Source organism: Sphingomonas sp. AX6 (genome assembly GCF_902506605.1).
Taxonomy (GTDB): domain Bacteria; phylum Pseudomonadota; class Alphaproteobacteria; order Sphingomonadales; family Sphingomonadaceae; genus Sphingomonas.
The window spans coordinates 346,506-372,083 of record NZ_LR733979.1 but is presented as its reverse complement, the minus strand read 5'-3'; the positions used below and the strand labels follow the sequence as shown (position 1 = coordinate 372,083).

24 protein-coding genes are annotated in these 25,578 nt (G+C 64.8%); 7 read left to right on the top strand and 17 right to left on the bottom strand.

Features of this window, described 5'->3' with window-relative positions; genetic code table 11:
- Nucleotides 1-88: 88 nt before the first annotated feature.
- The 4 genes from ENHY17A_RS01795 to ENHY17A_RS01780 all read right to left on the bottom strand — a co-directional run bounded on the left by ENHY17A_RS01795 (nt 89) and on the right by ENHY17A_RS01780 (nt 3,079).
- Nucleotides 89-481: an acyl-CoA thioesterase gene (locus ENHY17A_RS01795; protein WP_159709530.1), complete on the bottom strand. Its 393-nt coding sequence runs from the start codon at nt 479-481 to the stop codon at nt 89-91.
- Nucleotides 482-616: 135 nt separating this feature from the next.
- Entirely contained in the window at nt 617-1,501 is an 885-nt protein-coding gene (locus ENHY17A_RS01790) for an MliC family protein (protein ID WP_159709529.1), read from the bottom strand.
- A 4-nt stretch (nt 1,502-1,505) separates the two neighbouring features.
- On the bottom strand, nt 1,506-1,733 hold the full coding sequence (locus tag ENHY17A_RS01785) for a hypothetical protein (RefSeq protein ID WP_159709528.1): 228 nt from the start codon (nt 1,731-1,733) through the stop codon (nt 1,506-1,508).
- Nucleotides 1,734-1,849: 116 nt separating this feature from the next.
- Complete coding sequence (locus ENHY17A_RS01780; RefSeq protein WP_159709527.1) at nt 1,850-3,079, bottom strand: multidrug effflux MFS transporter; 1,230 nt, start codon at nt 3,077-3,079, stop codon at nt 1,850-1,852.
- Nucleotides 3,080-3,191: 112 nt separating this feature from the next.
- On the opposite strand from ENHY17A_RS01780, the gene ENHY17A_RS01775 reads away from it, so the two are divergent.
- From ENHY17A_RS01775 to ENHY17A_RS01760, 4 genes are all read left to right on the top strand, one after another.
- Nucleotides 3,192-3,674, top strand: coding sequence for a hypothetical protein (locus ENHY17A_RS01775; protein ID WP_159709525.1), 483 nt, complete (start codon nt 3,192-3,194; stop codon nt 3,672-3,674).
- 214 nt (nt 3,675-3,888) lie between these two features.
- Nucleotides 3,889-4,842: an isopenicillin N synthase family dioxygenase gene (locus tag ENHY17A_RS01770; RefSeq protein WP_159709523.1), complete on the top strand. Its 954-nt coding sequence runs from the start codon at nt 3,889-3,891 to the stop codon at nt 4,840-4,842.
- A 109-nt stretch (nt 4,843-4,951) separates the two neighbouring features.
- Entirely contained in the window at nt 4,952-6,241 is a 1,290-nt protein-coding gene (locus tag ENHY17A_RS01765) for a homoserine dehydrogenase (protein WP_159709521.1), read from the top strand.
- Between the two features lie 182 nt (nt 6,242-6,423).
- The gene (locus ENHY17A_RS01760; RefSeq protein ID WP_159709519.1) at nt 6,424-7,608 is read left to right on the top strand and encodes an NAD(P)/FAD-dependent oxidoreductase; all 1,185 of its coding nucleotides are present in this window, start codon (nt 6,424-6,426) and stop codon (nt 7,606-7,608) included.
- On the opposite strand, the gene ENHY17A_RS01755 is transcribed toward ENHY17A_RS01760, so the two are convergent.
- Nucleotides 7,605-7,967, bottom strand: a complete 363-nt coding sequence (locus tag ENHY17A_RS01755) for a hypothetical protein (RefSeq protein WP_159709517.1) — start codon at nt 7,965-7,967, stop codon at nt 7,605-7,607. The two genes, ENHY17A_RS01760 and ENHY17A_RS01755, sit on opposite strands and share 4 nt — an antisense overlap.
- 130 nt (nt 7,968-8,097) lie before the next feature.
- On the opposite strand from ENHY17A_RS01755, the gene glpX reads away from it, so the two are divergent.
- Both glpX and ENHY17A_RS01745 read left to right on the top strand, forming a co-directional pair.
- Nucleotides 8,098-9,069 carry a class II fructose-bisphosphatase gene (gene glpX / locus ENHY17A_RS01750; protein WP_159714015.1) on the top strand — a complete coding sequence of 324 codons (972 nt, stop codon included), beginning with the start codon at nt 8,098-8,100 and terminating at the stop codon, nt 9,067-9,069.
- A gap of 123 nt (nt 9,070-9,192) precedes the next feature.
- A complete protein-coding gene (locus tag ENHY17A_RS01745) occupies nt 9,193-9,918 on the top strand; it encodes a CPBP family intramembrane glutamic endopeptidase (RefSeq protein WP_159709515.1) in 726 nt (241 codons plus the stop codon).
- On the opposite strand, the gene ENHY17A_RS01740 is transcribed toward ENHY17A_RS01745, so the two are convergent.
- The 7 genes from ENHY17A_RS01740 to ENHY17A_RS01710 form a co-directional block, all read right to left on the bottom strand.
- Nucleotides 9,890-10,666, bottom strand: coding sequence for an ABC transporter permease (locus tag ENHY17A_RS01740; protein WP_159709513.1), 777 nt, complete (start codon nt 10,664-10,666; stop codon nt 9,890-9,892). The genes ENHY17A_RS01745 and ENHY17A_RS01740 overlap by 29 nt on opposite strands.
- Nucleotides 10,663-11,598: an ABC transporter ATP-binding protein gene (locus tag ENHY17A_RS01735; RefSeq protein WP_159709511.1), complete on the bottom strand. Its 936-nt coding sequence runs from the start codon at nt 11,596-11,598 to the stop codon at nt 10,663-10,665. The genes ENHY17A_RS01740 and ENHY17A_RS01735 overlap by 4 nt, the downstream gene beginning before the upstream one ends.
- A 74-nt stretch (nt 11,599-11,672) precedes the next feature.
- A complete protein-coding gene (locus ENHY17A_RS01730) occupies nt 11,673-12,413 on the bottom strand; it encodes a DsbA family protein (protein WP_159709509.1) in 741 nt (246 codons plus the stop codon).
- 15 nt (nt 12,414-12,428) lie between these two features.
- Nucleotides 12,429-13,778, bottom strand: coding sequence for a M48 family metalloprotease (locus ENHY17A_RS01725; RefSeq protein ID WP_159709506.1), 1,350 nt, complete (start codon nt 13,776-13,778; stop codon nt 12,429-12,431).
- 209 nt (nt 13,779-13,987) lie between these two features.
- Nucleotides 13,988-15,418, bottom strand: coding sequence for a sensor histidine kinase (locus ENHY17A_RS01720; RefSeq protein WP_443018281.1), 1,431 nt, complete (start codon nt 15,416-15,418; stop codon nt 13,988-13,990).
- Entirely contained in the window at nt 15,387-16,067 is a 681-nt protein-coding gene (locus tag ENHY17A_RS01715; RefSeq protein WP_159709504.1) for a response regulator transcription factor, read from the bottom strand. Before ENHY17A_RS01715 ends, ENHY17A_RS01720 begins: the two co-directional genes overlap by 32 nt.
- Nucleotides 16,068-16,102: 35 nt before the next feature.
- Nucleotides 16,103-16,420: a hypothetical protein gene (locus tag ENHY17A_RS01710; protein ID WP_328799120.1), complete on the bottom strand. Its 318-nt coding sequence runs from the start codon at nt 16,418-16,420 to the stop codon at nt 16,103-16,105.
- A 221-nt stretch (nt 16,421-16,641) separates the two neighbouring features.
- Between ENHY17A_RS01710 and ENHY17A_RS01705 the strand changes: the two genes are divergently transcribed.
- The gene (locus tag ENHY17A_RS01705; RefSeq protein WP_159709500.1) at nt 16,642-18,417 is read left to right on the top strand and encodes an ABC-F family ATP-binding cassette domain-containing protein; all 1,776 of its coding nucleotides are present in this window, start codon (nt 16,642-16,644) and stop codon (nt 18,415-18,417) included.
- Nucleotides 18,418-18,461: 44 nt separating this feature from the next.
- Here the strand turns inward: ENHY17A_RS01705 and ENHY17A_RS01700 are convergent, their stop codons facing one another.
- The 5 genes from ENHY17A_RS01700 to prsK all read right to left on the bottom strand — a co-directional run bounded on the left by ENHY17A_RS01700 (nt 18,462) and on the right by prsK (nt 25,577).
- Nucleotides 18,462-19,046: a glutathione binding-like protein gene (locus tag ENHY17A_RS01700; protein ID WP_159709498.1), complete on the bottom strand. Its 585-nt coding sequence runs from the start codon at nt 19,044-19,046 to the stop codon at nt 18,462-18,464.
- A gap of 60 nt (nt 19,047-19,106) precedes the next feature.
- A complete protein-coding gene (locus ENHY17A_RS01695) occupies nt 19,107-19,919 on the bottom strand; it encodes a DUF815 domain-containing protein (protein ID WP_159714013.1) in 813 nt (270 codons plus the stop codon).
- Between the two features lie 138 nt (nt 19,920-20,057).
- Nucleotides 20,058-22,061, bottom strand: coding sequence for a tetratricopeptide repeat protein (locus tag ENHY17A_RS01690; RefSeq protein WP_159709496.1), 2,004 nt, complete (start codon nt 22,059-22,061; stop codon nt 20,058-20,060).
- Nucleotides 22,062-22,161: 100 nt separating this feature from the next.
- Nucleotides 22,162-23,523, bottom strand: coding sequence for a PEP-CTERM-box response regulator transcription factor (prsR, locus tag ENHY17A_RS01685; protein WP_159709494.1), 1,362 nt, complete (start codon nt 23,521-23,523; stop codon nt 22,162-22,164).
- Nucleotides 23,520-25,577 carry an XrtA/PEP-CTERM system histidine kinase PrsK gene (prsK, locus tag ENHY17A_RS01680; RefSeq protein ID WP_159709492.1) on the bottom strand — a complete coding sequence of 686 codons (2,058 nt, stop codon included), beginning with the start codon at nt 25,575-25,577 and terminating at the stop codon, nt 23,520-23,522. Before prsK ends, prsR begins: the two co-directional genes overlap by 4 nt.
- Nucleotide 25,578 lies beyond the last annotated feature (1 nt).

Sequence of the window (25,578 nt, the reverse complement as noted above, 5' to 3'; positions counted from 1 at the left end):
GGAGGGGGTGCGCCACGCAGCACAGCGCTTATGGCCAACCCCCACCACCGCTCTTCGAGCGGTCCCCCTCCCCATAAATGGGGAGGATTTAGGGCAAAAACGTTTCCGCCACTTCTTTCGGCACGCGCAATATCCGCCCCGTCGCGCGGTCGACGATCGCCCAGGTGGTCTTGGCCTCGACCTTCACCCGTCCGTCGGCCCCGGTAAACCGCATATGTCGATCGAACCGCGCCCCGCGCGGCGGATCCTGTACCCAGGTTTCCGCCGTCACCGTCTCGCCCGCCGAAACATTGCCGCGATAGTCAATCTCGTGTCGGGTCACGACCCAGATATAGGCATCGGCATGTTCGCGTGGCGCGACATCCACCCAGTGGCCGACCGCGACATCCTGAATCCACTTCACCCACACCGCATTGTTGACGTGGCCGAGTTCGTCGATGTCCTCAGGGGTGGCGGTGATGGTGCGGGTATAGCGGCTCATGCCGGTTCGGTATCACAACACGCCACGTTGCAACCACATATCCGCTCGTTTCGAGCGAAGTCGAGAAACGTGACCAAATCGCCCGCACCACGTTTTTCGACTTCGCTCGAAACAAGCGGGTTTAGGGGCTAGCCCTTAGGGGTCGGTGGTACAGCGTTTCCGGTTGCCGGTGGGGAAGCTGATATACGCCTCTGTCCCCTGCCCGCGCAGGGCGTATCCGCCGCCTTCATAGGCGATCCCCGAACCGCTGCGCTGCTGGTCGAGCACCGCCAGCCGCCTGCGCCCGGTCGCGAGTTCGACCGTATTCGCATCATTGTCGAAATTGGCGTTGTAGCGACTGTCGTCTTCGCATCGATATTCGGCGCGGATGCGATTGGGCTGCGCAGGTGCGGGATCGGCGGATTCGGGCGGTTGCGGATCGAAATCGGTGTCGCGGATGCGCCAGCGCCGATCGACCTGAAGCGTGCCGTCGATTGCGGCGGTGCGGTGCAGGATCATTGTCCCCTCCATCCGCACCGGCTTGTTGCCCTCGCGCAGGCGTGCGGCGATGGTCACGGGGATTTCGATATGCCGCTGCCCCGCGCCTGCATCGACGCGACCGGGTTCGCCGATGTCGCCAGAGTAACGCGCATACCGTTCGAAACTCTGGGCGAATTGCCGCGCGCTCATCCCCGTCGCCTGACCCTGGTCGCGCCACAGATTATAGGCGGAGCGATACTCGCGATCCCCGATCAGCTTGAAATAGGTTTCCGCGACCGAAACGGCGTCGGCAACATCCTGTTCGGCTTCGGGCTCGGCGATCGGATAGGGGTCGGGCGTTGCGCCGGGTTGCGGCGCCGTTCCGGTCGCCGGATCGGCACCGACGGTGTTTTCCGGCGGCGGCAACGGATCTTCCAGTCGCGCATCGCTGCGCTCACCCTGTTCGATCCGCGCGGCCGCATCGGCCGCCGCGTTCGTATCCTCTCCCGGTCCGCACGCCGCCAACAGCAGCGCGAGGCCGGTCACCCCGGTTCGCATCATGCGATCAGCGCTCGTCGTCTTCGCCCTCTTCGTCAAGGCTGTCGAGCGTCCCTTCATCTTCGTCTTCATCGATTTCGGCCCCCAGATCGGGATCGAGATCGACGAGAATCGTGCCATCACTGCGGCCATCGCGTGTCACTTCGAGGATTTCGGCACGCTGGCTTTCATCATAGCCATCCTCGTCATAGCCGTCGTCGCCGGGATTCTGGTCGGTTACCTGATGTCCGCCCATTGGCTTCATCCATCTTGATGGCACAGCGGAATGCCGCGCTCGGTAGCGATCGAACGGAGAGCGGGCCGACTCCGTTCCCGACGCTTGCGACGAACGGTTGGACGGTGCGTGCGGGATCAGTGCGAACGGAACAGCTTGCCGCGCTCGCCGATGAACACGATGACCAGTGCGATCAGCCCGCAGATCAGGAAGCCGCCGTATAGCGGCACCGTCGTTCCGTCGAACGCCTGGCCGATCAGCGCGCCGATGACCGCACCGCCGAGCGTGGAGACAAAGCCCTGCGCACTCGACGCGGTGCCCGCGATATGCCCCATATTCTCCATGGCCATCGCCGAGAAATTGGACGCGGCGAGCCCGAAACACGCCATCATCAGCGCCTGGAGGATGGCAAACACCACCAGATGCTCGCCGCCGATCCACGACACGACCAGATGGATGCCGGCAATCACGATCAGCCCGGTCAGCGCTGAATGCGATAACAGCCGCGTGCCGAACCGCATCACGATCCGCGAATTGAGGAAATTGGCGACCGCCATCGTGCCTGCGACGCACGCGAAGATCACGGTCAGCAACTCCGGGCGACCGAAAATGTCGGACATGATCTGCTGGATTGAATTGATGAAGCCGAACAGCCCGCCCGAAATGAGTGCCGCGGCCAGCGTATAGCTGACCGCCATCCGGTCGCGCGCGACGAAGGCATAGCCCTTGGAGATGCGCGAAACGCTCAATTCGTGGCGATCCTCGGGCTTCAGCGTTTCGGGCATCCGCAGCCAGAACCAGGCGAGGATCATGGCCGCGACGACCGCGATACCGACGAAAATCCAGCGCCACGGCGCGAACAGCAGCACGATCTGGCCGAACGCGGGGGCGAGCACCGGGGCCGCCATGAACACCACGAACACCAGGCTCATCACGCGAGCCATCGCCCGGCCCGAGAAACAGTCGCGGACCAGCGCGATGGTGACGACGCGCGCGCCCGCCACCGCCATGCCAGAGGCGAAGCGCGCCGCCAGCAGCAATTCGAAACTACCTGCGATCGCCGCCAGCAAATTGGTCGCGACCGCCGCGAGCAGCGCGACCGCTAGTACGGGGCGGCGTCCGAACCGGTCGGCGAGCGGACCATGCGCCAGCTGAGCAACGGCAAAACCGACGAGAAACGCGGTGATGACGAACTGACGATCATTGTCGCGCAGGACGCCGAGCGACTCGCCGATCGCAGGGAGCGCGGGCAGCATCGAATCGATACCGAGCGCGGTCAGCGCCATCAGCGCGGCAGCCAGCGCGACGAATTCGCCGAAGGGAATCGGCGCCTGATTCTCGCTGAGTCGGGGGGTCGCTTGTTGCATTGCAGCGTTCCCATGAACCTGTGGCGTCCATTCGTCACGCCCCTATTTGCTTGAAACCGAGCGTTTCCATGCCCACTGTATTGATCCAGTGACACAGTAAGGAGTGCGGATCATGCGGGCGATATTGTTGGCGAGTGCGGGCGCGGTGCTGCTTGCCGGTTGCGGCGATGGCGACGGCACCAGCATTTCGATCAAATCTGAAGAGAATGGCGCGGAAAAGACGGTGTTTTCGACCTCGACCGACGGCGCGGTGAAGATCGATACCCCGGTGTTCAAAGGCGACATCAACCTCCCCGCCTTCACCCTCGATGGGGCGGACCTGCAACTCGACGGGCTCGACCTCTATCCCGGATCGAAGGTCCGCGACGTGAAGGTCAACGCACGCGGCGGTGAAGGTGGTGTCGAGATCGCGTTCGACAGTCCTGCACCCGCCGATGTGGTGCGTAGCTGGTATCGCGGCGCTCTGGCAGACGCTGGTATTCGCGTCACCGGCGACGGCATGTCGGGCCAGACCGAAGGCGGCAAGCCGTTCCGCATTGCGCTGGGCGATAATGGCGGAGAGGCCAGTCAGGGCACGATCACGATCGGAAACTAAGCTCGCACCGCATTCTCCCCAAAATCCGTTCGTGCTGAGTAGCGCCGCAGGCGCGTATCGAAGCATTGTCCTTCTTGGCTACGCAAGAAAGGACAGTGCTTCGACAAGCTCAGCACGAACGGGGTTGGGGTAGATGGTTCTAATATCATCCCCTGTTCGCGGGCAGCCGGATAGCCTATCTCATCCTGCAATGACTCACCCGCAGGACAGTGACATGCTTGATACCCCGATGGCAGAAATGCCTGTCGTCAGCCTGGCCGATCAGGCCGCCGATCCCGAAGGCTTCGCCCGCGAATTCGGTCGTTCGTTCGAACGCTTCGGTTTCGCGATGGTCACCGATCACGGCATCGACCAGGGTCTGATCGACCGTGCCTGGGCGATGACCGAAGCATTCTTCGCGCTGCCAGAGGAAGAGAAGCGCGCGCTGTTCATCGAAGGCGGCGGCGGTGCGCGCGGCTATACCCCGTTCAAGACCGAGATCGCCAAGGGCGCGACCCATGTCGACCTGAAGGAATTCTGGCACATTGGCCGCCAGCTTGCCGCCGGACACCGGTTCGAAGCGCAAATGTCGCCTAACATCTGGCCTGACAAGCCCGAGGGATTCCGCGACACCTTTCTCGAACTGTTCGCTGCGTTCGATACGGCGGGCGACAAGTTGCTGTCGGCGATCGCGCGCTATCTGAGCCTCGATCCCCATTGGTTCGACCCCGCCGTCAGGGACGGCAATTCGGTCCTGCGCCTGCTCCACTACCCGCCCGTGACCGAAGACGCCCCCAATGTCCGCGCAGGCGCGCATGAGGACATCAACCTCATCACCCTGCTCTTGGGTGCCGAGGAAGCCGGGCTGGAACTGCTCGACAAGGACGGGCGCTGGCTGCCGGTCAAGCCGCCAAAGAACGCGATGGTCGTCAATGTCGGTGACATGCTCCAGCGGCTGACCAACCATGTCCTTCCATCGACCACCCACCGCGTCGTCAACCCGCCGGTCGATCGTCGCGGGCATTCGCGTTATTCGATGCCGTTCTTCCTCCACCCTGCCCCCGATTTCCTGATTCAGACGCTTCCGTCGTGCATTTCCGACGAAAACCCCAACCGCTACGACACCCCGATCACCGCGCATGATTATCTGCACGAGCGGCTGGTCGAGATCGGGTTGATCAAGAAGTAACGGCTGCCCAAAAAATCCTTCGTCACCCCGGACTTGTTCCGGGGTCCACCGTGCCGCAGAAGCGAGCGCGAGGGGACGCCCCGTGCGGCCCGATGAACGAGGGACAGAAATGACCGAACCGTTGCGCGTCGCAATCGCTGGCTTGGGCACCGTGGGCGCGGGCGTCATTCGCCTGATCGACGCCAATGGCGCGCTCATCGCGCGGCGCGCCGGACGCCCGATCGAGATCGTCGCCGTCTCCGCCCGCGACCGTGCCAAGGACCGCGGCGTCGATATCGCGCGCTTCGACTGGATTGACGATCCGACCGAATTGAGCGCGAGCAATGCCGATGTCGTGGTGGAACTGGTCGGCGGATCGGATGGTCCCGCGTTGGCACTCGCGCGCAAGACATTGGACGCGGGCAAGGGCTTCGTAACCGCCAACAAGGCGATGATGGCGCATCACGGCCTCGAACTCGCCGAAGCCGCTGAGAAGGCCAGCGCCCCGCTGAAATTCGAAGCCGCGGTCGCGGGCGGCATTCCGGTCATCAAGGGCCTTCGCGAAGGGGCGGCCGCCAACGAGATTTCGCGCGTTTACGGCATCCTCAACGGCACCTGCAATTTCATCCTGTCGAAGATGGAGGCAGAAGGACGCGATTTCGACGATGTGTTAGGCGAGGCGCAACGGCTGGGTTATGCCGAAGCCGATCCGGGGTTCGACATCGACGGCGTGGATGCCGCGCATAAATTGTCGATCCTGTCGTCAATCTGCTTCGGCACCCAACCGGCGTTCGGCGATGTGCGCGTAACCGGCGTCCGCCACGTCATCGCCGCCGACATCGCCGAGGCCGCGTCGCTCGGCTATCGCATCCGGCTGGTCGGCATGGCGGAGGCGGGCGAGGCCGGGCTGTTCCAGCGCGTCCACCCGCATCTGGTGCCGATCGACCATCCGCTGGCGCATGTCTCGGGATCGATCAACGCGGTCGTGGCCGAGGGCAATTTCGTCGGAAGACTGTTCTTTCAGGGCGCAGGCGCAGGCGACGGGCCGACCGCCAGCGCGGTGGTTGCCGACCTGATCGATATCGCACGCGGCGAATATGGCCCGGCCTATGCGATGCCCGTCGCGTCGCTGTCGCATCCTGCACAGGCAGAGACGGGCGATCGCCGGGGCCGCGCCTATCTGCGCTTCACCGTTCAGGACAAGGTCGGCGTGCTTGCCGAAATCGCCGCCGCGATGCGCGATGCGGGGGTATCGATCGAAAGCCTGATGCAGCGCGGTCAGATGGCCGATGGCAGCGTGCTGGTCGCGATCGTGACGCATGAGGGGCCGGAACGCTCGGTCGCACAGGCGCTGGAGAAACTACGTGGGTCGTCGAGCCTGGTGGGCCAGCCGATGTGGATGCACCTGTTGGGGGACTGAGTTAGCCACCGCCCCATTTCGTCACCCCGGCCGAAGTGCCGGGGCCCACTAAGCCGCTTGGGCATCGTTCAAGTTTTAAGCGGGTGATATGCCGCCCGGTGGACCCCGGCACTTTGGCCGGGGTGACGAATGGGATTTAACGGCCTCTTGGCCATTCGACCATTCCGTGACAGTGCGCGAGGATGGCGAGCACCCCCGAACATTTCGATGCGATCGTCCTAGGCGCAGGCGGTGCGGGCCTCTTTTGCGCGCTGACTGCCGGACAGCGTGGGCGGCGGGTGCTGGTGATCGATCACGCACCCGAGCCGGGAAAGAAAATCCTGATTTCGGGCGGCGGGCGGTGCAATTTCACCAACCTGCACACCGCCCCCGACCGCTATCTCTCGGCCAACCCACATTTCGCCAAGTCGGCGCTCAGCCGCTACACCCAGCATGAGTTCATCGCGATGGTCGATCGCCACGGCATCGCGTGGCACGAAAAGACGCTCGGGCAGCTCTTCTGCGATGGAACGGCCAAGCAGATCGTCGCGATGCTGATCGACGAATGCGATCGCGGCAATGTCACCGTGCGGCTGGGCGCGTCGATGGGCGAGGTCGGCCATGCGGATGGCGTGTTCAGCGTCGCGCACGGCAACCGCATCGCCCGCGCGCCGTCGCTGGTGATCGCCACCGGCGGTCCGTCGATCCCCAAATTGGGTGCGACGGGCTTCGCCTACGATCTCGCCCGCCGCTTCGGGCTGAAGGTGGTCGAGCCTCGCCCCGCCCTTGTTCCACTAACACTGCCTTCTGACGAGGCGCTGTTCCGGTCGTTGTCGGGTGTCGCCACCCCGGTCGTCGCGCGCGCGGGCAAGACCCGCTTTGCAGAGGCTGCCTTATTCACCCATCGCGGTCTGTCCGGCCCTGCTATCCTTCAGGTTTCGAGCTATTGGCGTCATGGCGAAGCAGTCGGCATCGACCTGATTCCCGACGCGCCCACCGACTGGCTGATCGCGGCGAAAGCCGCGCGCCCGAAAGCGGGCCTGCGATCGGTGCTGGGCGAACATCTGCCCGACCGATTAGCGGAAGCACTTGCCGACCAACTGGCGCTGAACGGTGGCCTAGCCGACCAGCGCGACGCAAATTTGCGCGCAGCCGAAGCAAGGTTGCGCGACTGGCAATTCCGCCCCGACGGCACGGAAGGGTTCGCCAAGGCCGAAGTTACCGTCGGCGGCATCGCCACCGCCGGGCTGTCGTCACAGACGATGGAAGCGCGCAGCGTGCCGGGACTCTACGCGATCGGTGAGGCGGTGGACGTCACCGGCTGGCTGGGCGGCTATAATTTCCAATGGGCGTGGTCCAGCGGCTGGGCAGCGGGACAGCAGGTTTAGGGCGCGCGTTCGCGTTCGACGATGCGGGTGCCGCTGGCGTTGCTGGTCATCGTCACGCCTGCAAATCCGCAGCCATAGGGGGTGTTGCCGATCTTGGTCTCACAGGCGTTGGGCTGGCGAAGCAGCGCCTGACGCGCTTCGAACGCGCCGATATTGTCGCGTTCGCCGGTATTGGGGATCACCAGCGGCGCGCGATATTCGTCCGCCTCGCGGCGACCGCAAACAACGATCTCATCGACGTCGCGGTCGCATTCGACGCGGGCGCGGGTCTGCTGGCGATAAGCGATCATCTCGCGGTTCAGATCGACCGTTCGCGGCACCGATTGCGGCGCCGACAGCAACACTAGCATGGCAAGCATCTGCGCCTCCCGACTGACCCGGCAACAGGCTAGCGGGGAACGCGCCCGACGCAACCCCTTCTCGCTCGACAAGCCGAACACGCTCGCCTATCGCCCCAGCAAACAAGGGTTTCGAGAGGGATTTCGCCATATGGACCAGTCGCCCAGCCAGACGCTCGACCGCGTGCTCGTCCTCGAAATGGTGCGCGTAACCGAAGCGGCGGCGATCGCCGCGTCGAAGCTGGTCGGGCGCGGCGACGAGAAGGCCGCCGATGCCGCCGCGGTCGAGGCGATGCGCGAGGCGCTCAATTCGCTCTATATGGACGGCACCGTCGTCATCGGCGAAGGCGAGCGCGACGAAGCGCCAATGCTGTTCATCGGCGAAAAGGTCGGCTCGGCGATCGGTAAGGGGCCGAAGATCGACATCGCGCTCGACCCGCTGGAAGGCACTACGATCTGCGCCAAGGCGGGGCCGAACAGCCTGGCGGTGCTGGCGATTGCCGAGGAAGGCAATCTGTTGAACGCGCCCGACGTCTACATGGACAAGATCGCGGTCGGTCCGGGCTATCCGGCGAACCTCATCGACCTCGACAAATCGCCGACCGAAAACATCACCGCGATCGCCACGGCAAAGGGTGTGAAGCCCGCCGACATCATCGCCTGCGTCCTCGATCGCCCGCGCCACGAAACGCTGATCGCCGAATTGCGCAAGATCGGCTGCGGGGTGGTGCTGATCGGCGATGGCGACGTGGCCGGGGTGATCGCGACGACCGACCCCGAAACCACGATCGACGTCTATATGGGTTCGGGCGGCGCCCCTGAAGGCGTCTTGGCCTGTGCGGCGCTGGCGTGCGTCGGGGGTCAGTTCAAGGGCCGGTTGCTGTTCCGCAACGACGACGAACGCGCCCGCGCCCGCAAATGGGGCATCGAGGATCTCGACAAGCAATACGATTTGTCCGAACTCGCCAAGGGCGACTGCATCTTTGCCGCGACCGGCGTGACCGACGGATCGCTGCTGGCGGGCGTCAAGCGCCACCGTACCAAGATGACCACCGAAAGCGTGGTGATGCGCGCATCGTCGGGCACGGTGCGCTGGGTAAAGGGTGAACATCAGCTGGATTGACGCGGTTCTAGGTCATCCGCGACTCCTAACCTCCGTTTGTTTCGACCGTAGTCGAGAAACGCTTGGCACCGCCTGGACCACGTTTCTCGACTACGCTCGAAACGAACGGGATAAGGGGTGTCGATGATCGCTCACATCGCCCTAACCCTCGCTGGGCTGGCGCTTTACGCGTGGCGGTTGCGCGGGGTGGCCAGCGGGCCGACGCAGATCGATCGCTATCGCGGCGCGATGGCACGGTCGCTGATCGCGTTCGGCGCCGGCGGGGTCGCGCTGCTGGCGCTGTCGGGCGACGTGCGCGCATTATCGCAACGTTCAGACGCTTTCTCACCCGTCGCCACGCACCTCGACCAATGGTTCGGCCCCGTCGAGGGCGCAGGGATCGAACTGGCGGTGATGCTGGGCTTTGCGGGCGGCGTGGTCGTCGGCGGCCTGATCGCGTGGCGCCGATTGCGACGAGGCAAGCGCGACTGGACGATCGGGCAGATCGCACATCTCCAACCGCGCGAACCCGGCGCATTCGGCTGGGCCGCATTGCTGTCCATCGTCGCGGCGGTGACCGAGGAGCTGTTCTTCCGGCTGGTGGTGCCGCTGCTGGTGTCGCGCGCGACCGGCGATGCGTGGATCGGTTTTGCGGTGGCGCTGGCAATGTTTGCGTTCGCCCACCGCTATCAGCGCTGGGCAGGCGTTGCCGGCACCGCGATCGGCGGGGCGTTCCTGACCCTGCTTTACCTGCGCACCGGCACGCTGTGGCTGCCGATCGCGGCGCATGCGGCGATCAACCTCAACGGCCTCGTGATCCGTCCCTGGCTTGCGCGGCGCATCAGTCCTTCAACCGGTAGCCGGTCCTGAAAATCCAGAAGATCACGGCCATGCACGCGAACAGGAACAGCGCGGTCACGCCCAGGCTGATCGCAGGCGACACATCGCCCTGGCCGAAGAACGACCAGCGAAAGCCGCTGACCAGATAGACCACCGGATTGAACAGGCTGACCGTGCGCCAGGGTTCGGCCAGCATATCGATGGAATAGAATGCGCCGCCCAAAAACGTCAGCGGGGTGACCAGCAAGGCGGGCACGAAGTTGAGTTGCTCGAACCCCTTCGCCCAGATGCCGATGATGAAGCCGAACATGCTGAATGTCAGCGCGGTCAGCACCAGGAATGCGATCATGGCCAGCGGGTGCAGGATCGTCAGGTCGACGAAGAAACTGGCGGTTGCCAGGATGATAAGCCCCAGCACGATCGATTTGGTTGCCGCCGCGCCGACAAAGCCCAACGTCATCTCGAACGCGGAAATCGGTGCCGACAGCAATTCGTACACCGTGCCAGTGAACTTGGGAAAATAGATGCCGATCGATGCATTGCCGATGCTCTGCGTCAGCAGCATCAGCATGATCAGGCCCGGCACGATGAAGCTGCCGTAATCGACGCCGCCGACCTGCTGCATCCGGCTGCCGATCGCGCCGCCGAAGACGATGAAATACAGGCTGGTGGTGATCACCGGCGTCGCCAGCGATTGCCACAAGGTGCGCAGCGACCGCGCCATTTCGAAACGATAGATCGACCACACGCCGCGCGCGTTGAACCGGGGGGCGCTCATGCCGCGCGCTCCTTCTTTTCGACCAGATCGACAAAAATATCCTCGAGCGAGGATTTGGCGGTTTCCAGATCGGTGAAGCCGATGCCCATGTCCGCAAGCTTTCTGAGCAACGAGGGGATGCCCGTGCGCTCGGCCTTGGCATCGAACGTGTACCTCAACCGGTGGCCTTCGTCGGCGAGTTCCAAGTCCCAGTCGGACAAGTCGCTCGGGATCGCCGACATCGGTTCGGCCAGCGTCAATTCCATGCGCCGCTTGCCCAGCTTGGCCATCAATGCGCGCTTTTCCTCGACCAACAGCAATTCGCCGCGATCGATGACGCCCACCCGGTCGGCCATTTCCTCGGCTTCTTCGATATAATGGGTGGTCAGGATGATGGTGACGCCGCGCTGGCGCAGCGCCTTGACCAGATTCCACATGTCGCGGCGCAGATTGACGTCGACGCCCGCGGTCGGTTCGTCGAGGAACAGGATATCGGGTTCGTGCGCCAGCGCCTTGGCGATCAGCACGCGGCGCTTCATGCCGCCCGACAACTCCATGATCTTGATGTCGCGCTTGTCCCACAGCGTCAGGTCGCGCAGCAATTGTTCGATAAACGCGTCATTGGGCGCCTTGCCGAACAGGCCGCGGCTGAAGCGCACCGTCGCGCGCACCGTCTCGAACGCGTCGGTCGACAATTCCTGCGGCACCAGCCCGATCATCGAGCGCGCGGACTTGTAATCGCTGATCGCGTCATGGCCGTCGATCAGGATGGTCCCCGATGACGGGCTGACGATGCCGCACACGATCGAGATCAGCGTGGTCTTGCCCGCGCCGTTCGGGCCGAGCAGTGCGAAAATCTCGCCCTTTTCGATGTCGAGATCGACCGCGCCCAGCGCGCGGTGCCCCGATTTGTAGGTCTTGCCTACGCCGCGGAGCGACAGGATGGCAGCCATGCGTGCGGTTCCCCTTCGCCGTAAGGGGCGGAGTTAGGGTGCGCGACGCCCGCTCACAAGCAGCGCCCCCGAAATCAGCGTGCCGACCGCGCCTCGCGCACCGCCTGCTGCAGCGCTTCGAACGGCAGTGCGCCCGACAGCATCCGGTCGCCGATCACCCAGCTTGGCGTCCCCGACATGCCGAGTTGCCCCGCCACGCCCAGGTTGCGGTTGATTTCCTCCGATGCGCGCGGCGATCCCGCCACTTCGCTGGCACGTGTGCGATCGAGTCCGGCGCTGGCAATCGCGCGCTCGATCGTCGCTTCGCTCAATTGCCCTGCTCCGTAGAGCGCATCGTGAAATTCCATGAACTTGCCCTGCTCGGCGGCGGCCAGACTCCACTGCGCGGCAATCCGGCTCTGTTCGGAAAGCACCGGAAGCTCGCGATAAACAACGCGCAGATTCGGGTCGCTTTCCACCAGCCGTTCGATGATTGGCAGGCTGGTGCGACAAAATCCGCACGCATAATCCATGTACGCGACCAGCGTTACGTCGCCCTCGGGGTCGCCTTCCCATGCATTGCCGAAGGCTTGCGTGATCGCCGCCTGGTTGCTTGCGACGGCCTTGCCGACTTCGCGGTTGCGCAGATTGTCCATGGCTTCGGGCAGGATTTCGGGGTTTTCGAGTATCGTGTCCTTGACCAGTTGCTCGACGCGCGCATCGTCTCCGCCACCCAGCATCGGCGCGACCAGTCCGTAGAGCGCGGCACCGATCGCCGCGCTCGCCACCAGCAAGGCGGCCAGCAGCAAGGGGCTGCGCATCAATCGTTCGGACATTCGTCGTATTCCCCGTCAGCGTCGGCGTTTTTCGTCTTCGATCGCGGTTTTCGACACCATCTGGATGTCCTGTGCGCGTATCCACTCCGCGCTGCCCTGGGGCAAGCCCGCCATTGCGCGTTCGGCGCTGACCAATGCGACATGCACGTCGCGCGTCAGGTTGGCGCGTTCCGCCGTCGCGAGCGCGGCGCGTGGGCCGTCGCCCTTCCGCTCGTACACCGTGCCCAGTTGAACCCAGGCGAACGGGTTCTGGCGATCGTTGGCGACTGATTGTTTGAGCACGCGTTCGGCCTCGTCGAGATTGGCCGTATTTTCGGTTGCCAGCAGCGCGTGTCCCAGCGTGCTGGCGATCAGCGGCGCCGACCGCGTCCGCTCCGTCGCTTCGCGCAGCGCGACCAGCGCCGCGTCAGGCTTGCCTGACTCCAGCAGGATCTGTCCCTGCAACTCGAGGAAATACGGGTCATCGGGGTTGCTGGCGACTAGCGCCGTCGTCTCCGCCGCCGCCTGCTGAGGGTAGCCCGATTTGTGATAGGCATAGGCGCGCGCATATCGCGCGGCCGCGCTGGTATCGCTTGCCGGGTAAAGGCTCAGCGTACGTTCGGGGTCGTTGACATAGCCGCGCAGCTTGGCCTGAACGCGTTTGAAGCGGCTTTCGATATCGCTGTCGCTCGGCTTCCCCCAAGCGGCTGCGGTCTGCAGGTCGTTGCGCAGGTTCGATATGCGCTGCCCCGACATCGGGTGGGTGCGCTCATAGCCATTGTCCTGCGGCACGGCGAGGCGATATTCGGTCTGCTGTAGCTTCTGGAAAAAGCCGATCATCCCCTTGCCGCTGACGCCCGCGCCGTTCAGGAACCGCGCGCCCGCGGCATCTGCGGCCGATTCCTGCGTACGGGTAAAGGCCAATATGGTGCCGAGCGCCGCGCGCTGGCCCATCGCCATGATTCCTGCCCCCGCTTCGCCCGCACCCGCTGCCATGGCCGCGACGCCGAGCAACAGGCTGACGATCGACACGCCCATCGCAGGCTGAAATCCGCGACCCATCAACGGCACGTGCCCGCCTACGATATGGCCGATTTCGTGTGCGATCACGCCTTGGACCTCGTTGGCGGTATCCGCCTCGTCGATCAGCCCGGAATGGAGATAGACGATCTGCCCGCCCGCGACGAAGGCGTTGACGGATGGATCGTTGATCAGGACGATCTGGACGTTGCGCGGCTCAAGCCCTGCGGCACGGATGATGTCCGCCGACATGTCGTTGAACAGCGCTTCGCTCTCGGCGTCGCGCAGGATCGATTGCGCGATCGCAGGCTGGGCGGCGAACAGGGTGATGAGCGAAAGCATGGCGAGGACGCGGCGCATGGTCATGGTTTGAGCGGAATTCTCCGATGGGCGCAATGCGGGTGGGTTCGGGTCATCGCGTGGGAGGCATGAACTGCGGGTGAAGCAAGGAAATTCCTCCCCCGGCGGGGGAGGTGGCAGCACGCAGTGCTGACGGAGGGGTACTCACCACATAGAGCGGGCGTTCGCGGCTTTACCCCTCCCCCCTCCCCCGTTGGGGGAGGAATTTGCAGTGCTCACCCCGCAGCAGGCAGTCTCAGCCGCACCAGTAACCCGCCCAGATCTTCGCTTTCCTCGAGGCTCGCGGTGCCTTCGTAAATCTCGGCCACGTCGCGAACGATCGCCAGGCCGAGCCCGGTGCCGGGCTTGCCGCTGTCCAGCCGGACGCCCCGGTCGAAGATGCGGACGCGGTCGGCCTCGGGGATGCCGAGCCCATCGTCCTCGACCATGATTTCGACGAATCCGGCTTCCGCCCTCACGGTGATGAACACGCTGCCACCACCGTATTTCGCCGCGTTCTCGACCAGATTGCCGAGGATTTCCTCCAGATCCTGCCGCTCGATATGCGCGACCAGGTCTTTCGGCCCGTCCACATCGATGCGGACATGCGGATAGAGCCGCCCGACCGCGCGCTCGACCGCCTCGACCGACGGCCAGACATCGGCGCGGCTGTGCGCCGAGCCGCGACGGCCGACCGCGCGCGCGCGGGCGAGATGATGATCGACCTGACGCCGCATCGTGCGAGCTTCGCGCACCACGGTTTCGGACAACTCGCCCGATTGCGCGCTGGCCGCGTTCATTATTACGGTCAGCGGCGTCTTCAGCGCGTGCGCCAGATTGCCCGCATGCCGCCGCGCTTCCTCCGCCTGGCGGTCATTGTGCTGGACCAGCGCGTTCAGTTCCTCGACCAGCGGCGCGATTTCGTCGGGCATGTCGCCTTCGATCCGCGCTGCGTTTCCGGCGCGTAGATCGGCAATGGCGTTGCGCAGTTTGCGAAGCGGCAGCAGCCCGTACCAGGTCTGGAGCGCCGCCATCACCAACAGTCCGATGCCCAGCAGCAGAAAGCTGTAGATCAGCGTCGATCGCAGCGCTTCGATCTGCGCATCCAGCAACTCGCGGCTTTGCGCGACCTGGAACCGCCACACGACGTCCGATCCCGGCAAGGTCAGATCGCGTTCGGTGATCCGTAGTGTCTGGTCGGGAAACTGGTCGCTGTCATAGGTGTGCAGCTCGCGGTCCTGATGCGCGCGGTCGGTCCGCAGCCGCCGGTCCCACAACGAACGCGACGGAAACGTGTCGAACCCCTCGCCCGAGACCTGCCAATAAAGCCCCGAATAGGGTTCGACTGCGCGCTGATCGGTCAATTCGCGGATGAAGCGGACTTCGCCTTCCGAATCGATCTCTGCCGAGACGATAAGCGAGGTGAGCAGATAATCGAGGCTGTCGTCGAAACTGCGCGTCACCGCGCTCGACAGCACGCGGTCGAGCGCGAAGCCGCCGCCCGCCAGCAGCAGCATAATCCATGCCGCGGCGATGAAGCTCATCCGCCGACCCAGCGAGCCCGTTACCCGGACATAGGGGCGCGGGGGCACGTCGGGCGCAGTTGCGGCAACCTCCGTCACGGGAGGCCGATCATTATTCCGTTGCCCGCGGTTCGTCGGGATCATCGAGGCTGTAGCCGAGCCCGCGAATCGTCGTGATGACGTCGGAGCCCAGTTTCTTGCGGATGCGCGTCACGAACACTTCGATGGTGTTCGAATCGCGGTCGAAATCCTGATCGTAGATATGCTCGATCAATTCGGTGCGGCTGACCACCTTGCCCTTGTGATGGAGCAGGTAGCTGAGCAGCTTGTATTCCTGCGCAGTCAGCTTGATCGGCGTACCCGCACGCGTGACCTTGCCCGACCGCGTGTCCAAGCGGATGTCGCCTGCGTTGAGTTCGGCCGACGCATTTCCGCTCGCGCGACGGATCAGCGCGCGCAGACGGGCGATCAGTTCTTCGGTCTGGAACGGCTTGGCGACATAATCGTCGGCCCCCGCATCCAGCCCCGCCACCTTGTCCGACCAGCTATCGCGCGCGGTCAGCACTAGCACGGGGGCAGTGCGCCCTTCCTTGCGCCAGCGGTCGAGCACGGTCAGCCCGTCGATCTCGGGCAGGCCCAGGTCGAGCACGATCGCGTCATAGGTTTCGGTCGAACCCAGGAAATGCCCCTCCTCGCCGTCCGATGCCGCATCGACGGCATAGCCCGCGCCCTCGAGCGTATTCTGGAGTTGCTGGCGGAGATTGGGTTCGTCCTCGACGATCAGCACGCGCATGAAATCATTCCCCTTGTTGGTCGCCGAAGCCGGGCTCAGTTACCGCTGCGTCCGACGACGCGACCGCTGCCGCCATCGACATGGACCCAGACGACGTTGCCGTCGCGCATAAACTTCAGCGTGTATATGCGGGTTCCGGCATCGAAGTCGAAGCCCAGATACTGGCTTCCGCGCATCTGCGGCACGACGCGCCGCTCGATTTCGCGCACGGGCAGGATTCGCCCCTGCATCCGCGCCTGGAGCGCGGCATCCTGGTCCGAACGCGGGCGCGACTGCACGTCCGTCTGCGCGGACAGCGCAGGCGTGGCGGCAATCAGACCTGCGGCCAGAAACACGGAAACCAACATCTTCATGGGATTTGGCATAGGCGTGGCGCGTTGAACAGCCTGTGAATGGGCGCGTCAGCCAATGGCAATCGGGTTGAGGGGCCCATGTCGCCTGCCCGTGCTCCTGCGAAAGCAGGAGCGTTGGCGCATAGCGTCTCGTCTGCGGCCACCACGCCTGCTTTCGCAGGAGTACGGGAATGAGATGACTCTACTGGTGCCGCGCCGCACAATCCTTTAACCGCGCCGACATGGCTGCACCGATATTGAGTTATGAGGGCCTTGGTCTCGTCCAGGGGTCCGGCTGGTTGTTCCGCGGGCTGGACGTTCATGTCGGCGCGCGCGATCGGCTGGCACTGATCGGGCGAAACGGTGCCGGAAAAACGACCTTCCTGAAATTGCTCCCGGGCGTGATCGAGGCCGATGAGGGTCGCCGCGTCATCGTACCCGGCACGCGCGTCATCATCCTGGAACAGGAACCCCGGATGCTCGGCTGCGAGACGCTGCGCGATTACGTGATGGGCGGCGACGACGCGCCGGTTGTCCACGAAGCAGAAGCGATCGCCGACCAGCTGGGCATCGACCTAGACCGCGAGGCCGCAACCGCCAGCGGGGGTGAGCGCCGGAGGGCCGCGATCGCGCGCGCGCTGGCCCAGAACCCTGACGTGCTGTTGCTCGACGAGCCGACCAACCATCTCGACATCCACGCCATCGAATGGCTTGAGGAATGGCTGAACCGCTTTCGCGGCGCGTTCGTCGTCATCAGCCACGACCGCACCTTCCTGACCCGGCTAACGCGCCAGACCCTATGGCTCGACCGCGGATCGATGCGGCGTGCCGAAATCGGTTTCGGCGGGTTCGAGGCATGGACCGATCAGGTCTATGCCGATGAGGAACGCTCCGCCCAGCGGCTCGACGCGCGCCTGAAGCTGGAGGAGCATTGGCTGCTGCGCGGGGTTACCGGCCGGCGCAAGCGCAATATGGGGCGGCTGAACAAGCTGTACGAAATGCGGGCCGAACGATCGGCGATGCAGGGGCCGCAGGGGGCCGCGAACCTGGTCACCGCCAGCGACGATTCAAAGACCAAGATCGTCGTCGACGTAAAGAATGTCAGTAAAGGATACGGCGACCGCACCATCATCCGCGACCTGAACCTGCGCGTCTCACGTGGCGACCGGATCGGTATCGTCGGCGCGAACGGCGCGGGCAAATCGACCCTGCTCAAATTGCTGACCGGCGAAATTCAGCCCGATGCGGGTCACATCCGTTTGTCGAAGACGCTGGATGCGGTCGTGATCGACCAGCAGCGCAGCCGCATGGAACCCGAAAAGAGCGTGCGCGACGTGCTGGCCGATGGCGGTGAGTGGATCGACGTGCTGGGGGTGCGCAAGCACGTCCATGGGTATCTGAAGGAGTTTCTGTTCGAGCCCAAGCTGATCGACGCCAAGGTCGGGACGTTGTCTGGTGGTGAGCGGTCACGGCTCTTGCTGGCGCGTGAGTTCGCACGGCCTTCCAATTTGCTGGTGCTCGACGAGCCGACAAACGACCTCGATCTCGAAACGCTCGACCTGCTTCAGGAAGTGATCTCCGACTATGACGGCACCGTGCTGATCGTCAGCCATGATCGCGACTTTCTCGACCGCACGGTGACGATGACGCTGGGGCTGGACGGCAGCGGGACGGTGGACGTGATCGTCGGCGGCTATGCCGACTGGGAAGCCAAGCGAAAGCCGCGGACGGGGAAGAAAGCGGAAAAAGCGGCACCGGTCGCGGAAATGCCAAAGCCGAAAACGGCGAAGCTGACCTACAAGGATCAGCGCGATTACGACCTGCTGCCCAAGCGTATCGAGGAGATCGAGGCGCGGATCGCGAAAGACGAGGCCGCGCTCGCCGACCCCGATCTCTATGCGCGCGATCCAGGGAAATTCCAGACGCTGACTCGCGACATCGAAAAAGCGCGCGAGGAAAAGGACGCAGCCGAACTGCGCTGGCTGGAACTGGCCGAACAGATCGAAACGCTCGGCTGATCCGTCGCATCACCCCGGCGCCGGCGCCGGGGTGATGCCGGTCGTCAGTTCAGCCCTTCATGCTTCATGGCGGTATGCACCGCATCGCGTGCCATCATCCGTTCGTGAAACGCGGCAAGATCGTCGGGCACGCCAACGCCGGTCTTGCCCGCCCACAGCAGCATCACGAACAGATAGGCGTCGGCCACCGACACTTGCTCCCCGAACAGATAATCGCCTTCCATCATGTCGGCGATCTGGCCGAAGCGCTTTTCGATCGCTGCCTTGGCCTTGGCCTTTTCATCGTCGCCCGCGCCCGAGAAGAACGGCTTGAAGCTCTTGTGAATCTCGGTCGAGATGAAGGCGAGCATTTCGAGCAGCCAATAACGGCCCATGTCACCCGCCGGGGCAAGCGAGGCCTTCTGGTCCGCGATCCAGCCCAGGATCGCGATATTCTCGGTCAGGACGACGCCGTCCGCCACTTCGAGCGCGGGGACATAGCCCTTGGGATTGATCTCGGTGAAATCGCCGCCGCTTTCCGTGGTCTTGGCCTTCAGGTCGACCTTTTCATGGTCGAACTTCAGGCCCGCTTCGTGCAGCGCGATATGGTCGGCCAGGCTGCAAGCGCCGGGCGAATAATAGAGTTTCATGGTGGTTCTCCGGTTGGGAAGGTCGTCTAGCGAACGCGCGTCCGGGTCGAGAGTTGCGCGCTAACCGATCGCCTTGCCCGCGCGTCCCGCCAGATCGACGACATAATGCCAGGCGATCCGCCCCGACCGGTTGCCGCGCCGCGTCGCCCAGTTGATCGCCTCTGCGGAATCGAAGTCCAAACCGTGCGCCTCCGCATAGCCGCGCACGATGCGAAGATACTGGTCCTGATCGATTGCGTGGAAACCCAGGCTCAGCCCGAACCGGTCGGCAAGTGCCAGCGCGTCGTCCTGCGCGTCGCGCGGGTTCACGGCGTGCGTATCGTCGGCGAAGTCGCGCGGCACCAAGTGGCGGCGATTGGCGGTGACGATCAGCCGTGCATTGCCGGGCCGCGCCTGCGCGCCACCCTCCAGCAGCGAGCGCAGCACCCGCGCGTCACCCGGCGCATCGAAGCCCAGATCGTCGATGAAGATCGCAAAAGGCCGGTCGGTCGCGGCGATCGTGTCGAACAGACGCGGCAACGTGCTCAACCGATCCCCCGCCACCTCGATCAATCCAAGCGCACCGCCCGATGCCTGGACATGCGCCACGCCCGCTGCGACCAGCGCCGACTTGCCAGTGCCGCGCGCGCCCCACAGCAACACGTCCTGCGCGGCATGGCCGTCGGACAGGCGCTGAAGATTGGCGACGAACACCGATTTTTGCGCGTCGATCCCGATCAGCGCACTCAACGGCCGCGCGGCGATCCGAGTCAGGACGGTGAGGGCATCGCCCTGCCACAAATAACCGGGATGGGCGTGCGGATCGGCAGGCGCAGGCGGCAGCGGGCTGAGGCGTTCGAGGGCGGCGGCGATACGGTCGAGCGGGTCGGTCATGGGTTGGGGTATATGGTCTAGCCCGGCCATCAGAAACCCGTTCGTTTCGAGCGAAGTCGAGAAACGCACGCGCACGCCCAGGTCACGTTTCTCGACTTCGCTCGAAACGAACGGGGCGGAGGAGAGCTTTGGGTCAGTTCACCCCCTCGCCAGCGCCTGTGCCTCTCGGCGTTCGGTGAAACTGGGGTCGCGCAGCGCTGCCCTGGCATGAACGCTTGCCGCACGCCGATTGCCCGTCGCGGCATATGCCTGCGCCAGATGCCAGCGGATGACCGCATGGTCGGGGGCTAGCATTGCCGCCTTCACCAACAACGCGACCGCTTGTCGCGGTTCGCCCGCTTTCGTCAGCGTCCAGCCATAGGCATCGGCGACGGCCGGGTTACCCGGTGCGAGGCGATAGGCCGCACGGGCATAGACGCGCGCGGTGTCGGGATCCTCGGCCCCGGCATAGGCCATCGCCAGTTCAGCGAGCAGTGCGGCGTCGCGATTGCCGGTGCGGAAGCGAACCTCCTCCAGCGCGTCAATCGCAGCGTCATATTCGCCGCTGGCGAGCTGCCATCTGGCCCCGAGCCTGAGGGCGGCGACATTGATCGGGTTTTGCGACAGGAACAGGGCGAGCGTTTGCGCGGCATCGGCGGCACGGCCTGATTTTTCCTGCGCCTCGACCAGCCTCAACATCGTCGGTTCGTCGAACCGCAGCGACGCGGCGGTTGCGTAGGCGGTACGCCCCGCTTCCCAGTTTTCGACCAGCGCGTGGATGTCGCCGACCACCAGATGCGCCTCGGGTACACCGGGGTTGCTTGCGACAAGCGATTGCGCGCGGGCGAGCGCACCGACGCGGTCGCCACTGGCGATCAGGCCGCGCACCAATGCGACGGTCGTGGTGGGATTGCCAGGCCGCGCATTGGCCTCGGCCATCAGCACGGAGACCATGCCCCCCTCGGGTAGCACGGTAGCGGACGGACGGAACGGGGCGGCGGCGCGGTCGCTCAATTGCGCGGCGCGCACCCGGTCGCCGATTCGCTCGTAACCGCGCGCAGCGAGCAACAACGTTTCGCTGTCGGCATCGGCGCGCGCGATCAGGGGCGCAAGTAACTGGACCGCATTGCGCGACGCGTCGGCACGTAAATAGGCGGTGGCGAGCAGGCGGCGCGCGCCGTCATTGCCCGGCTGACGCGCGACGAGCGGGCGGAGCTTTTCGATCGCCTGGCCATAGCCGCCGGCTTCGAGGTCGAGCGTCCCCGCCAGCATCATCGCCGCGGGCACCGACTCGATGCTCGGACCCGCTTTCGCCAGGATGCTGCGTGCGGTGGCGGCGTCGCCCGCGCGCGCGGCGAGCACGGCTTGCAGATAGAAGCCTTGCGGGCTGTTGCCGCGCACCCGCATCGCGCGGCGCACGGTGTCGAGCATCTCGACCGTGCGCCCGGCATCGCCCAGCGTCGCGGCATAATCGATCAGCGCATCGTGATGTTGCGGATCGCGTGCCAATGCACGCTCGAACCACGGCAGCGACGCGATCAATCCGAATTGCTCGCGCACCAGCAGCGCGCGGACCAGCACCGTATCGGGCTGACGCGGGTCGAGTTCGACCGCACGCGCCGATGCGCGGATCGCATTGCCGATATCGCCATTGGCCAGATTGTGGCGGGCGATGTCGGTCCACAACACCGCGCTGTCTGGGGACAATTCGCGTGCTCGGGCAAAGGCGTCTGCCGCTTCGCCCCCTCGACCCATCGCCGCCTGCGCCTGCCCGCGAATACGCCAGGCATAGGCGGCATAGGCGGGCGGCGCGGCGTTCAGCGTCGCCAGTGCCTGCTCGGGCGCACCGCGCAGCAATTGTGCCTCCCCCAGCAATGCCACTCCGCGCGAGCGAGCAAAGCCGTTATCGAATGCGCGGTTCAGTGCCGCCTCCGCGCCCAATCCGTCGCCCAGCGCGACCAATGTTCGGGCATGGATCGCGTGGGTCAGGTTCCAGTCTGGCGCGCGTCGGACTGCCCCGATCGCCAGATCGCGTGCGGCGTAAGCGTTTCCGGCGTCGAGCAGCGCAAGCGCCTGTGCCAGTTCCTGACGCGCTTTCTGGTCGTCGGCATGTAGCGGCGTCGAAGCAAGGGCCAGGCTTCCCAGAAAAAACGCTATACCCAACAACCGGCCGTGCTCCCGCGCAGGCGGGAGCCCAGGACCACAAATGTCGCCCTGTCCAACCCTGGGCTCCCGCCTGCGCGGGAGCACGGTGAGTTTCGCTTCAAGGCTGAAGATCATAGCTTTTCATCAGATCATAAAGGGTAGGGCGACTGATCCCGAGCAACCGTGCTGTGCCCGAGATATTGCCCTCAGACCGCGCCAGCGCGCGGGCGATGACGCGGCGGTCGGTGGCTTCGCGCGCGGCCTTCAGGTTGATTGGCAGCGCTTCCGATTCGCCCGGTTCGGACAGGTCGAGGTCGGTCGCACCGACCAGTTTGGCGTCGGCCATGATGACGGCTCGCTTCACCCGGTTTTCCAGCTCGCGGACATTGCCGGGCCAGCCCCAGCCATCGATCGCCGCCAGCGCATCGGGGGCGAAGCCCTTCACCGCGGGGTTCATCGATTTGGCGTGGGTGCGCAGGAAATGACGCGCGAGTAATGACGCGTCGCCGGTGCGTTCGGCCAGCGAAGGGATACGCACGACGATCTCCGCGATGCGATAGTAAAGGTCTTCACGGAACCGCCCGTCGGCGACCATCGCCTCCAGATCCTGATGGGTCGCGCAAACGATCCGCGTATCCACCGCAATCTGCGCGCGCCCGCCAATGCGTTCGATTACGCGTTCCTGCAAGAAACGCAGCAATTTGACCTGGAGCGCCAGCGGCACATCGCCGATTTCATCGAGGAACAGGGTTCCGCCCTGTGCCTGCTCGATCTTGCCGGGCGTGGTTTTTACAGCACCCGTGAACGCGCCCTTTTCATGGCCGAACAGCTCGCTTTCGAGCAGCGTTTCGGGGATCGCGGCACAGTTGATCGCGACGAACTGGCCGGATTTGCGTGGGCTAGTGTCGTGAAGCCCGCGCGCCAGCACTTCCTTGCCGGTCCCGCTAGCGCCCAGCAGCAGCACGCTGACATCGGCCTGCGCCACGCGTTCGATGGTGCGCGTCACTTTGAGCATTTCGGGCGAGGCGGTGATGAGCCCACCCAGCGCGACGTCGCCACCGGGGCGATCGGCAAGCCGGCGGTTTTCGGCCTCGAGCGCGGCGACGTGAAACGCACGGGAGACAATCAGCCCCAGCGCATCGATGTCGATCGGCTTCTGATAGAAATCCCACGCGCCCGCCGCGATCGCCCTTACCGCGCTTTGCGCTTCGCCATGCCCGGATGCGACGATCACCTTGGTCGCGGGCGCCAGCGACAGGATCGCCTCCAACGTCGCGAAGCCTTCGGTGGTGCCGTCGGGATCGGGCGGCAGGCCGAGATCGAGCGTGACGACGGGCGGTTCTTCGGCACGCAACGCGGTGATCGCCTGTTCGCGGTCGGTCGCGGCGATGATGTCATAGCCTTCATAGGCCCAGCGCAACTGGCGCTGAAGCCCGGCGTCATCCTCCACGACCAGCAATTTGGGACGCGGTGCGGTCATGCGGCATGTTCCATCGGATTGGCATCGGCCCCATTCGAACCCAAACGCGGAAGGGTGAGGCGAAAGCGCGTGCCTTCGCCTTCGCGGCTATGCACGTCGAGCCGACCATGCATCGCGCTGGCGAGCTGTCGCGCTTCGAACGCGCCGATGCCAAATCCGCCCGCCTTGGTCGAATCGAACGGTTTGAATAACCGGTCGCGGACGAAGCCGGGCGACATGCCCGAACCGCGGTCGACCACATCGATGGTCACGCCGTCGCCGTCGTCGCCAATGCGCAGGATGATCGCCTCGCCGGGTGCGCTGGCATCGATCGCGTTCTGGATCAGGTGCGACACGATCTGTTCGATCCGCGCAGGGTCTCCCCATGCGGTCGCGGTCGCATCGCCCGACAGGATGATCGGATGCTGGCCCTTGCGTCGGCTCGCGACGGTGTCGACAAGCGTATGGAGCGCCACCGGCACCATCGGTTCGCCCTTGGCCTGATGATGCTGCGACAGCTTGGCCAGCAGCGCGTTCATGCGCTCCGCCGATTCGTTCAGCGTCGCGACCATATCGACGCGAAACTCTGGATTGTCGGCATGGCGTTCAGCGTTGCGCGCGACCAGGCTCAACTGGCTGACCAGATTCTTGATGTCGTGAAGGATGAATGCGAACCGCCGGTTGAACTCGTCGAACCGCTCAGCCTGCGCCAACGCTTCCTGCGCGCGCGCCTCTGCCAGGTGCGACGCGACCTGGCGTCCCGCGATTTTGAGCAGATCGAAATCTTCCCAATCGAGCGGACGTTCGATTGGCGGGCGCGCCAGCAGGATCAGCCCCGCCAACCGATCGCCATGCGGCAGCGGCACCATCACCCATCCATCGACAACGTCGATGAGCCAGCCGGGGACCGCGGCGGCGTCCACCGCGTCGGCCTTATGCTCGCGCACTGCGTCAAGTTCGATCACGCGGCGCGTGGTGGCCAGATGCGCGAGCAGCACATCGGCACCCTCGCCCGGATGCACCTCCGCACCGTCCCAACGCCACTGAGCAGCGATGTCGAGCCCCGCACCGCTCGGCACCATCAGCACACCACCGGGCGATTCGGTCAGGTCGGCTACGGCTTTGACGATGCGGTCCTGAAGGCTGGTTTCGCCACTGCCCAGCGTATCGGTGAAACGGATCCATTCGGCGCGATAGTCATAGCGGTGGCGATAGAAATGCTTAGCAAGCTTGACGCGCAGCCACGCGCGCAGATGCGGGCTGGACAATGCGGCAAGCGCTGTGGTGGTCGCGCCGAAGATGAAAACGGTCTGGAATGCGCGGCTACCGCCCATTTGCGCGATTCCAGTCGCGCCTGCCGCCACGAAGACGAGGTATAGACCTGCCGCGACGAACGACATCGATTGCAGCGCGACCATCCGCGATACGCGCAGATTCCATTGGTCGGCCCGGTGCAGCCCGATCGCAAGCAGGGCACCGACCAATCCGAGCGCGATTCCGCGCAGGCCATGCGCCCAATCCGCATCGCTCGCGACATGGCCAGCGACCAGCACGATCAGATCGAGCGTCCACAATGCCGCAGGGGCCAGCGCGATCGCCCAGCGCGTGCGCCCGCCCGCGCCGTTCATCAACCCCTGCACCAGCCAGAGCCCGGCAATCGCGGTCATCATCGCCAGCATCGTCGCGGCCTGATCGATCGCGTCCGCGACCGCCACCTGTTCGGTCGCGCGAGCCAGCAACCGCAGCACCATCGTCGTAATGAGCACCAGCGCCACGACGGCATAGACGCTGCCGATCGGCGCAAAGCCGTTTTCCGGCCTCAGCGTACGGTGGAGCAACAGCAACACCCCCAGCCACGCAAGATCGCGCACGCCCTGCGCCAGATCGACGCCGGGTTGCGGCTCACCGATCCCCGCGACGGACAGCGCCCATAACGCGGTGGCGATCAACGCGATCGCGAACGGGATACGCGGCATGCGCTTCGCATCGAGACGAAGCGTCCACACCCCCAACGCACCGAACAGCAAAGCGGTCAGGGCATGGCCCCAGATGACGATGCCGGCGGATGCGCTCATG